Origin of the sequence: Nocardioides astragali, assembly GCF_024436375.1 — a bacterium.
GTDB classification, from domain to species: Bacteria; Actinomycetota; Actinomycetes; order Propionibacteriales; family Nocardioidaceae; genus Nocardioides; species Nocardioides astragali.
On sequence record NZ_JAFMZM010000001.1, the window covers coordinates 824,222 to 839,593 of the forward strand.

General features: G+C 69.7%; 11 protein-coding genes. 5 read left to right on the plus strand and 6 right to left on the minus strand.

Annotation, left to right across the window (positions count from 1 at the left end):
* Positions 1 to 7: 7 nt before the first annotated feature.
* The 5 genes from J3P44_RS04075 to J3P44_RS04095 form a co-directional block, all read right to left on the minus strand.
* A complete protein-coding gene (locus tag J3P44_RS04075) occupies positions 8 to 2,110 on the minus strand; it encodes an ABC transporter permease (RefSeq protein ID WP_255888951.1) in 2,103 nt (700 codons plus the stop codon).
* Positions 2,107 to 3,177 (minus strand): quaternary amine ABC transporter ATP-binding protein, encoded by a 1,071-nt coding sequence (locus J3P44_RS04080; protein ID WP_255888952.1) that lies wholly within the window; start codon positions 3,175 to 3,177, stop codon positions 2,107 to 2,109. The genes J3P44_RS04075 and J3P44_RS04080 overlap by 4 nt, the downstream gene beginning before the upstream one ends.
* Entirely contained in the window at positions 3,174 to 4,874 is a 1,701-nt protein-coding gene (betA, locus tag J3P44_RS04085; protein ID WP_255888953.1) for a choline dehydrogenase, read from the minus strand. The genes J3P44_RS04080 and betA overlap by 4 nt, the downstream gene beginning before the upstream one ends.
* A 10-nt stretch (positions 4,875 to 4,884) precedes the next feature.
* Entirely contained in the window at positions 4,885 to 6,354 is a 1,470-nt protein-coding gene (locus J3P44_RS04090) for an aldehyde dehydrogenase family protein (protein WP_255888954.1), read from the minus strand.
* A 221-nt stretch (positions 6,355 to 6,575) separates the two neighbouring features.
* Entirely contained in the window at positions 6,576 to 7,379 is an 804-nt protein-coding gene (locus J3P44_RS04095; protein WP_255888955.1) for an IclR family transcriptional regulator, read from the minus strand.
* 226 nt (positions 7,380 to 7,605) lie between these two features.
* On the opposite strand from J3P44_RS04095, the gene J3P44_RS04100 reads away from it, so the two are divergent.
* Genes J3P44_RS04100 through J3P44_RS04110 form a run of 3 tightly spaced genes read left to right on the plus strand, consistent with a single transcriptional unit; the run spans position 7,606 to position 10,733 of the window.
* Positions 7,606 to 8,475 carry a bifunctional methylenetetrahydrofolate dehydrogenase/methenyltetrahydrofolate cyclohydrolase gene (locus J3P44_RS04100; protein WP_255888956.1) on the plus strand — a complete coding sequence of 290 codons (870 nt, stop codon included), beginning with the start codon at positions 7,606 to 7,608 and terminating at the stop codon, positions 8,473 to 8,475.
* A gap of 9 nt (positions 8,476 to 8,484) precedes the next feature.
* Entirely contained in the window at positions 8,485 to 9,360 is an 876-nt protein-coding gene (locus J3P44_RS04105) for a methylenetetrahydrofolate reductase (RefSeq protein WP_255888957.1), read from the plus strand.
* A complete protein-coding gene (locus J3P44_RS04110) occupies positions 9,357 to 10,733 on the plus strand; it encodes a bifunctional folylpolyglutamate synthase/dihydrofolate synthase (protein WP_255888958.1) in 1,377 nt (458 codons plus the stop codon). The genes J3P44_RS04105 and J3P44_RS04110 overlap by 4 nt, the downstream gene beginning before the upstream one ends.
* A 100-nt stretch (positions 10,734 to 10,833) precedes the next feature.
* Here J3P44_RS04110 and J3P44_RS04115 read toward each other — a convergent pair whose 3' ends face one another.
* Entirely contained in the window at positions 10,834 to 11,421 is a 588-nt protein-coding gene (locus J3P44_RS04115; RefSeq protein WP_255888959.1) for an anthranilate synthase component II, read from the minus strand.
* A 118-nt stretch (positions 11,422 to 11,539) separates the two neighbouring features.
* On the opposite strand from J3P44_RS04115, the gene J3P44_RS04120 reads away from it, so the two are divergent.
* Positions 11,540 to 13,978 carry a GcvT family protein gene (locus tag J3P44_RS04120; RefSeq protein WP_255888960.1) on the plus strand — a complete coding sequence of 813 codons (2,439 nt, stop codon included), beginning with the start codon at positions 11,540 to 11,542 and terminating at the stop codon, positions 13,976 to 13,978.
* A 52-nt stretch (positions 13,979 to 14,030) separates the two neighbouring features.
* The gene (locus J3P44_RS04125) at positions 14,031 to 15,350 is read left to right on the plus strand and encodes an aromatic ring-hydroxylating oxygenase subunit alpha (RefSeq protein ID WP_255888961.1); all 1,320 of its coding nucleotides are present in this window, start codon (positions 14,031 to 14,033) and stop codon (positions 15,348 to 15,350) included.
* The last annotated feature ends 22 nt before the right edge of the window (positions 15,351 to 15,372 follow it).

Genomic DNA, 15,372 nt, shown 5'->3' on the forward strand with positions numbered 1-15,372 from the left:
GGTGTCGTCACTTCGGCGGCCCGATCGGCAGCCGGACGAAGAAGGCGCGGCGGGGCCCGGGGTCGTCGCGTCGCTTGTCTGCCGCGGCCCGGGTGATCCGGTCGAGCATCACGCCGAGCAGCACGATCGTGATGCCGGCGGCCAGCCCCTTGCCCCAGGCCTCGCTGCGGGAGAAGCCGTAGACGACGTCGTAGCCCAGCGCGCCGGCGCCGACCAGGCCGCCGATCACGACCATCGCGAGCACGTAGAGAAGTCCTTGGTTGGTGGCGAGCACCAGCGACCCCTTCGCCATCGGCAGCTGGACCTTGGTGATCTCCTGCCAGGTGGTCTGCCCGGTCGAGCGGCCGGCCTCGATGGTCGTCGGCGAGACCGCCTTGACGCCGTCGGCCACCAGCTTGATCGCCGCCGGGGCGGCGTACACGATGCCGGCCACGATCGCCGTGAAGCGCGAGGGGCCGAACAGTGCCAGCACCGGAATCAGGTAGACGAACGGCGGAATGGTCTGACCGGCGTCGAGCAGCGGCCGGATGCCGAGGTCGACGCGTCGGTCCCGGGCCATCCAGACGCCGAAGACCAGCGCAAGGATCATGACCAGGACCGTGCCGACGAGCGCCATGTTGAGGGTGATCATCGCGTCGTGCCACAGGTCGAAGTACCAGATGCCGGCCAGGCAGATGATCGTGGTGATCATGGCGCGAAGGCCGCCGAAGACGAGGGCCAGCGCGGCGATCCCCAGGCCCGAGACATACCAGGGCGACTCCGCCAGGACCGACTCCATGGGGTTGAGCAGGCCGTTGGTGATCGCGTCCTTGAAGGCGCCGGTCGCTCCGGAGAAGGTGCCGGTGATCCAGTCCATCACGTCGTTGACGACGTCGGCGATCCTCGAGCCGAGGGTGTTCTCGGGGAAGCGGGCCAGGTCGACGTAGGTGCGCGAGACGTAGACCGCGACGATCGTCACGACCGCTCCGCCGATCAGCAGGATCCTGCGCGTCCGGGGGTCGCCGCCACCACCACGGGCGACCTTCTCGGCCCGCTCGCTGGCGGCCGTCGTGGTGCGGTCGAGCATCACTGCCATCACCACGATCAGGGCGCCGGGCACGAAGGCGGTGCCGACGTCGTTGATCCGCAGCCCCGCCAGCACCGGCTTGCCGAGGCCCGGCCCATCGACGAAGGACGCCAAGGTGGCCATCGACAACGCCGCGAGGATGGTCTGGTTCAGACCGACGATGATGGTCTTGCGAGCCATCGGGATCTGCACCTTGAGCAGTCGCTGCCAGTAGGTCTGGCCGGCCGAGTCGGTGGCCTCGATCGTGGTCGTCGGCACTTCGCGGATGCCGAACCCGGCAATCCGGACGATCGGCGGCAGCGCGTAGATCAGCGTAGCCACGACGGCCGACGGGATGCCGATCCCGAAGAACAGCACGACGGGCAGCAGGTAGACGAACGTCGGCATCGTCTGCATCACGTCGAGGACGACCGTGATCGCCCGGTTGGCTCGCGCACTCGTCCCGACGAGCACCGCGAGCGGCATCCCGACGACCACGGCGATGACGACCGAGATGCCGGTGATGATCAGCAGGTCGAGCGACTGCTCCCAGAAGCCGAGGACGCCGAAGGACAGGAACGACGCAAGCACCAGCAGCGCAATGCGCCAGTTGGCCACCACCAGCGCGACGTACGTCGAGCAGGCGGTCACCCCGAGCCAGCCGATCTCCGGCACGGGTCGCGGCAGGTTGGGCTTGGAGAAGATGCCCTGCATCATCTCGACGAGGCTGCGCAGGGCGTCGGCGAGGGCACCGGTGAACAGCATGACCGGGTTGGTGTCACGACCGGCAAGCAGATCGTTGTTGATCTCGGTGAGGTCGTCGTGCAGCGCCGTGCGTGCCACGCCCGGCAACGACAGGGTGTCCTTGCCGTCGGTGAGGTACCAGACCACGACCCACGCCACGATCACCCCGAGGGCGGGGATCCAGCGGCTGAGCGTCTTGCGCTCGGGAGGCGGAGGCGCCGCACCGGGCTCGACAGGACGCGGCGAGTCGGGGTTCGCCAGCTTCTGGCTCTCGACGAAGCCCCTGGCTCGAAGCCCGGGCCCGGCGACCCCTTCGGTCACGACTCCACCTCGGCCACGACGACCCGCATGATGTCGTCCTCGTCGACGACGCCGAGCAGCTTGTCGCCGTCCATCACCCGGATCGGGTGGTCGGACGCGATGGCCGCCCGCGCGGCCTGGCGGACGATCGTCGTCACCGGCAGTGCGGGGCCCTCCAGGGACTCACCCGGCCGCGGATCGCGCATCACCCACTTCAAGGTCAGCACGTGCGACTTGGGCACCTCGGAGACGAAGTCCTTGACGTAGTCGTCGGCGGGACGGGCGACGACCTCGTCGGGTGTCCCGATCTGCACGATGGCGCCGTCGCGCAGGATCATGATCCGGTCGCCCAGCTTGAGGGCCTCGGAGAGGTCGTGGGTGATGAACACCATGGTCTTGCCGAGCTCGCTGTGGAGTCGGATGACCTCGTTCTGCATGTCCCGGCGGATGAGCGGGTCGAGGGCCGAGAACGGCTCGTCGAAGAGCAGCATCTCCGGGTCGCCGGCGAGGGCGCGCGCCAGGCCGACGCGCTGCTGCATGCCGCCGGAGAGCTGGTCGGGGTAGGACTTCTCGTAGCCCGTCAACCCGACGAGGTCGACGATCTCGGCCGCCTTCTCGCGTCGCTCCTTCTTGGGCACGCCCCGCACCTCGAGGCCGTAGGCGACGTTGTCGATCACCTGGCGGTGCGGCAGCAGCCCGAAGTGCTGGAAGACCATCGAGACCTGCTTGCGGCGTACGTCGCGGAGCTGCTTCTCGGAGGCTGAGGTGACGTCCATCCCGTTGAGGCAGATGGTGCCGGCCGTGGGCTCGATGAGCCGGGTCAGCAACCTGACGAGGGTCGACTTGCCCGAACCCGACAGACCCATCACCACGAAGACCTCGCCCGGGGCGACGTCGAAGGAGACGTCCTTGACCCCGACGACGTTGCCGGTCTTGGTCTTCAGGTCGGCACGCGAGAGCTCGGCGTCCGGCGTGCCGATGACCTTGTCGGCTCGCGGTCCGAAGATCTTCCAGAGGTTGCGCACCGACAGCGCGGGCTCGGCGCTCTCGGCGGTGGATGTCTCCTGGCCCTCGGACGTGATCGTCATGGCTGCTCCTCGAGGTTGCGGCTGTCGCCGGGCGGGTAGAGAGGCGTGTCGTCGCGGTAGCGGTAGTACGGCACGTCAGCCGGGGGGAGGGGAGTGTTGCCGGCGATGAGGTCGGCAGCCTTCTCCGCGACCATCATCACGGGCGCGTAGATGTTGCCGTTGGTGACGAACGGGAACACCGAGGCGTCGACGACCCGGAGTCCTTCGATGCCGTGCACCTTCATCGTGCCCGGGTCGACCACCGCCATCTCGTCGATGCCCATCTTCGCGGTGCACGAGGGGTGCAGGGCCGTCTCGGCGTCCTCGGCGACCCACTTCAGGATCTCCTCGTCGGTCTCGACCGACGGCCCAGGAGACAGCTCGCCATCGTTGTAGGGCGCGAACGCCGGCTGGGTGAGGATGTCGCGGGCCACCCGGACCGCCTCCACCCACTCCTTGCGGTCGGTCGGCGTCGACAGGTAGTTGAACAACAGCGACGGGTGCTCGCGCGGGTCGGTGGAACGGATCCGCACGTGACCGCGGGTGTCGGCGTACATCGGCCCGATGTGCACCTGGTAGCCGTGGCCCTTGGTCGGGGAGCTGCCGTCGTACCGGATCGCGATCGGCAGGAAGTGGAACATCAGGTTGGGGTAGTCGACCTCGTCGTTGCTGCGCGCGAAGCCGCCACCCTCGAAGTGGTTGGTGGCGCCCAGTCCTCGCCGGTGGAACAGCCAGTCGTAGGCGATCTTCGGCCGCATGTGCCACCGCAGGCCGGGCGCGATCGAGACGGGTTCCTTCGAGGCGTACTGGATGTAGACCTCGAGGTGGTCCTGCAGGTTCTCACCGACGCCGGGCAGGTGGTTCACGACCTCGATGCCGTGCTGGCGGAGCAGCGCCTGGTCGCCGACCCCGGAGAGCTGCAGCAGCTGGGGGGTGTTGATGGCGCCGCCGCAGAGGATGACCTCACCGGCCTCGACGCTGCGGTGGCGGCGTCCGGCGCGTTCGTAGTCGACACCGACCGCACGCTGGCCGCGGAACCGGACGCCCGTCACGAACGCCATGGTCTCGACGTGCAGGTTCTTCCGGTGGCGCACCGGGTGCAGGTAGGCGCGGGCGGCGGAGAGTCGGCGGCCCCGGTGGAGGTTGCGGTCGAAGCGCGCGAAGCCCTCTTGCCGGTAGCCGTTGACGTCGTCGGTGAGGTGGTAGCCCGCCTCCTGCGCCGCCTGGAAGAACGCACCGAACAAGGGGTTCTCGGCCGGTCCGCGCTCGAGCACCAGCGGACCTTCTCCGCCGCGCCAGTCGTCGGCACCGGCCAGGCAGCTCTCCATCCGCTTGAAGTAGGGCAGGCAGTGGAGGTAGTCCCACTCCTTCATCCCGGGCTCGTGTCCCCAGCGCTCGTAGTCGAGCGGGTTGCCTCGCTGGAAGATCATCCCGTTGATGCTGCTCGAGCCCCCGAGCACCTTGCCGCGGGCGTGGAAGACCCGGCGGCCGTTCATGTACGGCTCGGGATCGGTCTGGTACTTCCAGTCGTAGAGCCGGTTGCCGATCGGGAAGGGCAGTGCTGCCGGCATGTTGATGAGCGGATCCCAGCGGTAGTCGCTGTGACCCGCTTCCAGCACCAGCACGCTGGTGCTGGGATCGGCTGAGAGGCGGTTGGCCAAGGCGCAGCCGGCTGAACCGCCACCCACGATCACGACGTCGTAGCGCTTCGCACCCATGTGTTCGTCCTTATCCCGCAAACCAGCGCTGCTCGGTGGGTCGGATGTTGTGCCAGATGTGCTTGGTCTCGCGGTACTCCTCGAGACCCGCCAGCCCGAGCTCGCGTCCGTTGCCGGACTGCTTGAAGCCGCCCCACTCCGCCTGCGGCACGTAGGGGTGGTAGTCGTTGATCCAGACGGTGCCCATCCGCAGCCGGCTGGCAACCCGCTGGGCCTTGCCCGCGTCCTGGGTCCACACCGCGCCGGCCAGCCCGTAGATGCTGTCGTTGGCGATGGCGACGGCGTCGTCCTCGTCAGTGAAGGTCTCGACCGTCAGCACCGGACCGAACGACTCGTCCTGGGTGACGCGCATGTCGCTCCGGCAGCCGTCGAAGACCGTCGGCAGGTAGTAGTAGCCGTCGGCCAGGGCGGGGTCGTCCGGGCGCGCGCCGCCGCAGCGGAGGACGGCACCCTCGGCCAGGCCTGCCGCGACGTACTGCTCGACCTTGTCGCGGTGGGCGGCGCTGGTCAGCGGTCCGGTCTCGGCCTTGTCGTCGAACGGTCCACCGAGCCGGATCCGCTGGGCGCGCTCCACGAGGGCGTCGACGAACTCGTCGTGGATCGACTCCTCCACCACGAGCCGGGCTCCGGCCGAGCAGACCTGACCCGAGTGGAGGAAGACCGCGGTGAGGGCGAAGTCGAGGGCGACCTCGAGGTCGGCGTCGGCGAACACGATGTTGGGGTTCTTGCCGCCGAGCTCCAGGGCGACCTTCTTCACGGTGCCGGCTGCCGCGGCCATGAGCAGCTTGCCCGTGGACAGACCGCCGGTGAACGACACCAGGTCGACGCGGGGGTCCTCCGAGAGGGGGGCGCCGGCGGCGGGGCCGGCGCCGAGGACGAGGTTGCCGACACCGGCGGGCAGCCCGGCTTCGGCGAGCAGCTTCATCAGGTGGATGGCCGTGTGGGGGGTCAGCTCGCTCGGCTTGAGCACGAAGGTGTTGCCGGCAGCCAGGCAGGGGGCCACCTTCCAGGAGGTCTGGAGCAGGGGATAGTTCCACGGGGTGATCAGGCCGCAGACCCCGAGCGGCTCGTGCACCACCCGACTGACCACGTCAGGGTTGCCGGTGTCCACGACCCGGCCCGAGTCCTCGGCGGCGATCCGTCCGTAGTGGCGGAACACCCCCACGACGTCGTCGATGTCGTACTCGGACTCGACCAGGCGCTTGCCGGTGTCCAACGACTCGAGCCGGGCGAGGGCGTCCTTGTCGCGCACGAGCAGGTCGGCCACCCTCAGCAGGAGGTCGCCGCGCTCGCGGCTCGAGGTACGGGGCCACGGGCCGTCGTGGAACGCACGATGTGCTGCCCCGATGGCGGCCTCGGTGTCCTCGCGACCTGCCTCGTCGACCTCGCCGACCAGGGAGCCGTCGGCGGGGCAGTGGATCGCCCGGCGTCCCCCTGCCCGGGCGGTCACCCAGTGACCGTCGACGTACAGTTCCGGCACGATCCGACCCCACCTTCTGGGAGCCCATGAGTTAGCGCATCGCGCAACTGTTTGCTTCCCTCGCAACTTGTGGGGTTGAGAGTGGCGCTGAGGCGTTGCCCGTGTCAAGGGTTACGGCAGCCGTAATGCAATGTTCATCAGGGGGAAGGAAACGAAACACGAAGGCCGGAACCGGTCCGCCTGCGTCCCGATTCTGGCCGTTGGTCGGCGGAGGCGTCTTGCTAGCCGAGCCAGCCCATGCGCTGGCTGATCCGGGCGCCACCCTCTTTGAGGTCGTCGGCGATCTCCTCTATCCGCGCCTTGTCGAAGCGGTAGGCCGGACCGGCGACGCTGAGCGCGCCGATCACGGCTCCGGTGTGGTCGCGGACCGGGACGGCCGCCGCGTTGAGCCCGGTCTCGAGCTCCTCGAACGCGGTCGCGAATCCCGTCGTACGCGCCTCGGCCAGCTGTGCCATCAACGTCGTGCGGGAGGTGATGGTGTGCTCGGTGTACGCCTTCAGTCCGGCAGCGGCGAGCACGCCCTCGAGCTCCTCCTCGTCCAGGTGGGCAAGCAGGATCTTGCCGCTCGACGTCGCGTGCAGCGGGGTGAGCTGGCCGACCCAGTTCTGGCTGGCGACGGCCGCCGACCCCAGCGCCTGCTGGACGTGGACCGAGTAGTGCTCGCGGATCACCGCGAGGTTGATGGTCTCGTCGAAGCGCTGGGCCAGGTCGTCGACGACCGGCCGGGCCTGACGGACCATGTCGAGGTGCCCCGGGATCGCGCTGGCGAGCCGCAGGATGCCGAACCCGAGCTGGTACTTCCCGCGCTCCGAGTTCTGCTCGACGAGGTCGCGCTCCTCCAGGGCGGCGAGGAGGCGGAACGCGGTCGACTTGTGGACGCCGATCTCGGCCGCCACCTCGCTCACGCCCGCGCTGCCCTCGCGGGCGAGGATCTCGAGCACGCTGACGGCGCGGTCGACCGACTGGACTCCGCCGGTCGCCTCCCCGGCGCCCCGCCCGTTGGACTTCTGCTCGCCGTTGCTCATAGCGCAACCCTACGGGGTGAGCGCGGGAAATCCGACGTCCCAGCGGGTGGTGTGACTCGGATCATCCGGCCACGTCGGCAGCGGGCTTCTCGACCCACCGCTTGACACGCATCGTCTCTGCCTCGCAGACTGTTGCGTATCATGCATGTAGTTGTGTAATCCGCACCGAGGTGGAGAAAATGATCCGAGTCTGCCCGTTCTCTGTGCTCCCCCCTGAGGGGCCGCGATGACCACCGCGACGAAGATCGACGGCACGCGAGTCGCCGCCGACATCAAGCAGCAGCTCGCGCCTCGCGTCGACCGGCTCCACGCCCATCGGGTCCGGCCCGGGCTCGGCACCATCCTGGTCGGTGACGACCCGGGGAGCCGTGCGTACGTCGCCGGCAAGCACCGCGACTGCGCCGACGTCGGGATCGCCTCCCTCCAGGTCGAGCTTCCGGCGACCGCCAGCCAGGCCGAGATCGAGGCGGCCGTCCAAGGGCTCAACGACGACCCCGCGTGCTCGGGCTTCATCGTCCAGCTCCCGCTGCCGCCCCACATCGACACCCACCGGGTCCTCCAGCTGATCGACCCCGACAAGGACGCCGACGGCCTGCACCCCACGAACCTCGGCAAGCTCGTGCTCGGGATGGACGGACCGCTCCCGTGCACGCCGCGCGGGATCATCGAGCTGCTGCGCCAGCACGACGTGCCGATCACGGGCCAGCGGTTCTGCGTGATCGGGTGCGGCCTGACCGTCGGCCGGCCGCTGGGCCTGATGCTCACCCGCCCCACCGAGCACGCGACCGTGACGCTCTGCCACGTCGCCACCGTCGACGTCGCCGCGCACGCCCGCGCGTCCGACGTCATCGTCGCGGCGGCCGGCGTGGCCCACCTCGTCAAGCCCGACTGGGTGAGCCCCGGCGCGACCGTGCTCTCGGTCGGCATCACCCGCACGATCGAGGGGATCCTCGGCGACGTCCACCCCGAGGTCGGCACCGTGGCGGGCAAGGTCAGCGGGGCGACCGGCGGCGTCGGACCGATGACCCGCGCCATGCTGCTGACCAACATCGTCGAGATCGCCGAACGCAGCCTCGACCATCGTCCGGGCAGGTAGGGGGCCCGGATGCTCACCCCTGCCCGCACCGCGGCACTGCGGCGACTGCTCTCCCACGTCCGCTACGAGGTGCTCCCCACGTCGAGGATCGAGGAGATCGTCGCGACGAACCTCCCGTCCGGAAGCACCGTGACGGTGACCGCCTCCCCCTCGAAGGGACTGGAGGCGACCGTCGCGCTGGCCGAACGGCTCGCCGCTCGTGGGTACGACGTGGTCCCGCACCTCGCTGCGCGGATGATCTCCGGCCGGACCGAGCTGGCAGAGATCAGCGACCGCCTGCGCCGGGTCGGCGTGACGACCGTCTTCGTGCCGGGTGGAGACGCGGACCCGGTCGGCGCCTACGTGGGGGCGATGGACCTGCTCGACGACCTCGCTGCGCTCGACAACCCCTTCGCCCAGGTCGGGATCACCGGCTATCCCGAGTCCCATCCGACCATCCATGACGACATCACCGTCCAGACGATGTGGGACAAGCGGCGTCACGCGACCCAGGTCGTGAGCAACCTGACCTTCGACCCCAACGTCCTCGGCGGGTGGGTCCGCCGGGTCCGCGCGCGCGGCGTGACCACCCCGATCCTCGTCGGCCTCCCCGGGCCCGTCGACCGGGCCAAGCTCCTGACGATGGCGACCAAGATCGGGGTGGGGGAGTCGACGAGGTTCCTCGCCAAGAACCGTGGCGTCTTCGCGCGGATCGCGGTCCCGGGTGGCTACGACCCGATGCGCCTGCTGACCCGCGCGGCCGGCGTCCTGGGCAGCGAGGAGATGAACGTCAGCGGGCTGCACCTCTTCACCTTCAACCAGGTGGCCGAGACCGAGACGTGGCGTCGCGACCAGCTCGCCAGGCTCGGCGCGGATGTGGCCGAGCTCGGACGGAGCGCCCGGTGACCGCGACCCGAGCCCCGGACGAGGCCCTGGCGGCCGTGGAGCGGGAGCTCCTCGCGCGATGGCCCGAGACCCGGATGGATCCGACGCTCGACCGGATCCACCTGCTCCTCGAGCAGCTCGGCCGGCCCCAGTGCGACTACCGGTCGATCCACCTCACCGGCACCAACGGCAAGACCAGCACCGCCCGCATGATCGAGGCGCTGCTCGCGGCGGGTGGCCGCACGACCGGACGACTGACCAGCCCGCACCTCGTCAGCATGCGCGAGCGCATCTGCCTCGAGCAGGAGCCGATCGACGCCGCGCGGTTCCTGCGCGCGTACGACGCCGTCGCGGAGCAGGCCCGGCGCATCGACGAGACGTCCGAGCACCCGTTGTCGTTCTTCGAGATGACCGTGGCGATCTCCTACCTGGCGTTCGCCACCCATCGGGTGGACGCCGCCGTGGTCGAGGTCGGCATGGGCGGCCGGTGGGACGCGACCAACACCATCGACGCCGACGTGGCCGCCATCTTGCCCATCGCGATGGACCACGCCGACTACCTCGGCGACACGCCGGAGGCGATCGCCGCCGAGAAGTCCGGGATCGTCAAGCCCGGCGCGGTCTGCGTCTCGGCAGAGCAGTCGCCGGGGGTCGCCGAGGTGCTCCGCGGGCAGGCCGCGGCCGTCGGCGCGCGTCTGGTGGTCGAGGGCCACGAGTTCGCCGTCACCGCCCGCCGGGTCACGGCAGACGGTCAGGTCGTCTCGGTCCGGGGCCTGCACAGTGACTACGTCGACCTCCCGTTGGCACTGCACGGCGACCACCAGGCGCAGAACGCCGCTGTGGCGATCGCATCCGTGGAGGCCTTCCTGGACGCACCGCTCGACATCGAGCTGGTGCGGAGGGTGCTGGGGCGGGTCACGTCGCCGGGACGGTTCGAGGTCCGAGCCGGGACGCCGCCCGTGGTCCTCGACGCCGCCCACAACCCACACGGAGCCCAGGCCCTCGCGCGCAACCTCGCCGAGCTCGCACCAGGCCGCACGATCGCCGTCCTGGGCGTGATGGCCGACAAGGACCACGGCGCGGTGCTCCGAGAGCTGGAGCGCGTCGTCGACGTGGTCGTCTGCACCCGCAGCTCCAGTCCGCGGTCCCTGCCGGCCGACGCCCTTGCGGTCACTGCACGGGCGAGGTTCGGCGCGGCGCGGGTGCGCGTCGCCGCGGACGTGGCCTCTGGGCTCGCCATGGCCCGTGCCCTCGCTGCCGACGGCGATGCGCCGGGGGAGCTGATCCTCGTGAGCGGCTCGGTCGTCACCGTCGGCGATGCCGTCGACGTGCTTGCGTCCGACGCCGAGGCGCACCAGGGTGCCCCGCCGGGTCGCCCTGCCCATGACCGCTGACGGGTCTGCTGCGCAGCAGCACCGCCTTGCCCGGGCCGCCCGTCAGCTCGGGGTTGGGTGCCGACGTTCCTTGTCGGCACCCAACCCCACCCTCGCGAGCTCAGGGTGCGCCGCGCAGGAAGTTCTCGATGAGCCGGACGCCGTGCTCGCTGAGCACCGACTCGGGGTGGAACTGGACACCGTGCAGCGGGAGGTGCCGGTGGCGCACCCCCATCACCACCGATCCCCGCTCGCCGTCGCGGCACTCCGCCGTGACCACGAGCTCGTCCGGCACCCGGGTGGCGGCGAGCGAGTGGTAGCGCACCACCGAGTACGGCGACGGGATCCCCGCGAACAACCCCGTCCCGTCGTGGCACACCGCGGCGACGTCGCCGTGGGCCGGCTCGATCCGTTCCACGAGCCCGCCGTACGTCGTCACCAGGCCCTGCATCCCCAGGCAGACACCGAGAACGGGGACGGTGCCGGCACGCAGGACGTCGCCGCCGACCGTGAAGTCCGCGGGGTCGTCCGGGCGCCCGGGCCCGGGGGAGAGCACCACGTGGTCGTAGGCGAGCACGGCGGCGGCGGTCGTCGCGTCGTGCTGCACGACGTCGGGCGCGGTGCCGGTCACGGCGGCGACGAGGTGCACGAGGTTCCACACGTAGGAGTCGTGGTGGTCGATCACCACGACGCGTGGAGGCGGGGTCACGGCGTTCCCTCCGGCTCGTGCAAATCGGGCGTTCAAGCCCCTTGACGGCACAGTCCAGCAGCAGGCATTGTTGCTGTCAACGCAATTGAGTGCAGATTACGCAACAGGAGGAAGTCGCATGGCTGGACGGCGGACCGTCATCATCGGCGCTGGAGTCGTCGGTGCCGCCCTCGCCGACGAGCTGTCGGCGCGAGGCTGGACGGACATCACCGTCGTCGACCAGGGCGACCTGCCCCTGACCGGCGGATCGAGCTCGCACGCTCCCGGACTGGTCTTCCAGGCCAGCGGCTCCAAGGTGCTCACCGAGATGGCGCGCTACACGGTGGAGAAGTTCCTCTCGCTGCAGCACGAGGAGCAGTCCTGCTTCCTGCAGGTCGGCGGCCTCGAGGTCGCGACCACGCCGGAGCGCCTCGCCGAGCTGCACCGCCGCCACGGCTGGCTCACCTCGTGGGGCGTCGAGGCCGAGGTCGTCGACGCAGACCGCTGCGTGGAGCTGCACTCGCTCGTCGACCGCGACCAGGTCCTCGGCGGCCTGTGGTGCCCCACCGACGGCCTGGCCAAGGCGGTGTGGGCCGTCGAGGCGCAGATCGAGCGCGCCAAGGCCCGGGGCGTGACGTTCCTCGGTCGCCACGAGGTCACCGACATCACCGTCGAGGACGGCCAGGTCACCGCCGTCGTCACCGACCACGGCGAGCTCCCGGCCGACGTCGTCGTCTCGTGCGCGGGCATCTGGGGCCCGAAGGTCGCCGCCCTGGTCGGCCTGGACCTCCCGCTCACACCCCTCGCGCACCAGCTCGCCGTGACCGCCCCGATCCCCGAGGTCGCCGGCCAGACCGACGAGGCGGTCCGCCCGATCCTGCGCCACCAGGAGCACGGCCTCTACTACCGCGACAGCTTCGACAGCCTGACCATCGGCTACTACCACCACGAGCCGATGCCGATCTCGGCGTACGACATCCGGGCGGTCGACGAGACCGAGGAGATGCCGTCCGTCCTCGCCTTCACCCCCGAGGACTTCGAGCCGGCCTGGGAGGAGACCCAGCGCCTGCTCCCCGCCACCAACGACACCAAGGTCGAGGAGGGCATCAACGGCCTCTTCTCCTTCACCACCGACGGCATGCCGCTGCTCGGCGAGTCGCGTGAGGTCCAGGGCTTCTGGGTCGCCGAGGCCGTGTGGGTCACCCACTCCGCCGGTGTCGGCCGTGCCGTCGCCGAGTGGATCGCCGACGGCTACTCCGAGACCTTCGACATCCACGAGTGCGACGTGAACCGCTTCGAGGACTACCAGGTCGCCCCGGCGTACGTGCTCGAGCGTGACTGCCAGAACTTCCGCGAGGTCTACGACATCCTGCACCCGCTGCAGCCGATGGACTCCCCGCGCAACGTCCGCCTCTCGCCGTTCTTCCGCCGCGAGGAGGAGCTCGACGCGTTCTTCCTGCCGGCCAACGGCTGGGAGCGCCCGCACTGGTACGGCGCCAACGCCGGCCTGCTCGAGCGCTACGACGTCCCGACCCCCAACGACTGGGCGGCGCAGTACTGGGACCCGATCGTCGGCGCCGAGGCGAAGGCGACCCGCGAGGGCGTCGCGATGTACGACATGACCGCCCTCAAGCGGATCAGCGTCACCGGCCCCGGCGTCGTCGACTTCCTGCAGCGCCTGTGCACCAACGACGTCGACAAGTCGGTCGGTGCGGTGGTCTACACCCTGCTCCTCGACATCGACGGCGGCATCCGCAGCGACATCACGGTCGCCCGACTGGGCAAGCACCACTACCAGGTGGGTGCCAACGGCGCGCTGGACATCGACTGGTTCGAGCGCCACCTCCCCGAGGACGGCACCGTCCAGGTCGCCGACATCACGCCGGGCACCTGCTGCATCGGCCTGTGGGGCCCGAAGGCCCGCGACGTGCTGGCCGGCCTCACCGACGCGGACATGACCAACGACGGTCTCAAGTACTTCCGAGCGAAGTCCCTCACCATCGGCAACGTCCCGGTCACCGCCTGGCGCCTGTCCTACGTCGGTGAGCTCGGATGGGAGATCTACACGACCGCCGACCTCGGCCAGCGCCTGTGGGACACCCTGTGGGAGGCGGGCCAGGAGCACGGCATCATCGCCGCCGGCCGTGGTGCCTTCAACAGCCTGCGCCTGGAGAAGGGCTACCGCTCGTTCGGTGGCGACATGACCAACGAGCACGACCCCTACGAGGCCGGACTCGGCTTCGCGGTGAAGCTCGACAAGGGCGACTTCATCGGCCGCGACTCGCTGATCGCCCGCAAGGAGCACCAGACCAGGACGCTGGCCTGCCTGACGATCGACAGCACCGAGGACGTCGTCCTCGGCAAGGAACCGGTCCTCGCCGAGGGCAAGCCGGTCGGCTACGTCACCTCCGCGGCCTACGGCTACACGATCGAGAAGGGCATCGCCTACGCCTGGCTGCCGCTCGAGGTCGCCGAGGTCGGCACCGAGCTCGAGATCGGCTACTTCGACAAGCGGGTCAGGGCCGTCGTCACCGCCGAGCCGCTCTTCGACCCGAAGATGACCCGCCTCCGCGGCTGATCACCCCCGTCCTCTCCTTCTCCCCACTCCTTCTTCTCTCCGGAGGTTCCCCGTGAGTTTCAAGACCGCCCCCGCGGCCAACATGGCCGAGATCGCCGCCATGGTCGAGCGCCGCGAGGTGGGCTACAGCCTCGAGTCCGCCTTCTACGCCAGCCAGGAGGTCTACGACCTCGACATCAAGGCGATCTTCGGCCAGCACTGGATCTTCGTCGCCTCCGAGGCCGAGATCCCCGAGCCGGGTGACTTCGTCACGATCGAGATCGACACCCAGTCGCTGATCATCACCCGTGACGACGACGAGCAGATCCGCGCGATCCGCAACGTCTGCCGTCACCGCGGCTCTCGCCTCCTGGAGGACCCGTGCGGCTCGATCGGCAACATCGTGTGCCCCTACCACCAGTGGACCTACCGCGCCGACGGTGAGCTCATGTACGCCGAGAGCCAGTCGCCGTCGTTCGACAAGTCGAAGTTCAACCTGAAGCAGGTCCACGTCCGCACCGTCGGCGGCCTGATTTTCATTTGCCTCGCCGACGAGGCGCCGGCCGACTTCGACGAGGTCGCCTCGGTCATCGAGCCCTACCTGCGCTCCTACCGCATCTCGGAGGCGAAGGTCGCCCACCAGACCGACCTCGTCGAGGAGGGCAATTGGAAGCTCGTGATGGAGAACAACCGCGAGTGCCACCACTGCGATGCGTCGCACCCGGAGCTGATCACCTCCTACTTCCCCTTCCTCCGCTACTCCGAGGAGGACGTCACCCCCCGCATGCGGCCGACCTACGAGCGCTATCTCGCCGCCACGGCCAACCTGGACAACGTCTGCTCGATCAACGGGGTCCCGCGCGAGCTTCGCCACGAGCTCGACACGCGCCCGACCGGCTTCATGATCATGCGCCTCCCGCTGGACGGCGACGGGGCGTCCTTCGGCCCCGACGGAGCCCAGGTGTGCCGCAAGCTCATCGGCGACGTCACCACCCCCCAGTTCGGCGACCTCTCCCTGCACATGCAGCCCAACTCGTGGTTCCACTTCCTCAGCGACCACGTGATCGTCTTCACCGTCCTGCCGATCGGTCCGGACAGGTCCCTGGTCCGCACGACCTGGCTGGTCCACCCGGACGCCGTGGAGGGCGAGGACTACACCATCGAGGGGCTGACCGGCGTCTGGAAGGCCACCAACGACCAGGACCGCGTGCTGGTCGAGAAGGCCCAGCGCGGAGTCACGGACCCGAGCTACGTGCCCGGTCCCTACGCACTGGTCGAGGACGACGTCGAGTCGTTCATCAACTGGTACGTCCGCCGCCTCCACGACTACCTCGAGCCGCACCGCGAGAGCGCCGAGCGGCTCGGTCATCTCAACGCGGTCGCGGCCCAGTAGCCACCTGATCTCCAGGAGAAGT

Coding starts and splice junctions, on each gene's coding strand:
- J3P44_RS04100 (WP_255888956.1), top strand. CDS start 7,606: ATGACCACCGCGACGAAGATCGACGGCACGCGAGTCGCCGCCGACATC.
- J3P44_RS04105 (WP_255888957.1), top strand. CDS start 8,485: ATGCTCACCCCTGCCCGCACCGCGGCACTGCGGCGACTGCTCTCCCAC.
- J3P44_RS04080 (WP_255888952.1), bottom strand. CDS start 3,177: ATGACGATCACGTCCGAGGGCCAGGAGACATCCACCGCCGAGAGCGCC.
- J3P44_RS04120 (WP_255888960.1), top strand. CDS start 11,540: ATGGCTGGACGGCGGACCGTCATCATCGGCGCTGGAGTCGTCGGTGCC.
- J3P44_RS04095 (WP_255888955.1), bottom strand. CDS start 7,379: ATGAGCAACGGCGAGCAGAAGTCCAACGGGCGGGGCGCCGGGGAGGCG.
- betA (WP_255888953.1), bottom strand. CDS start 4,874: ATGGGTGCGAAGCGCTACGACGTCGTGATCGTGGGTGGCGGTTCAGCC.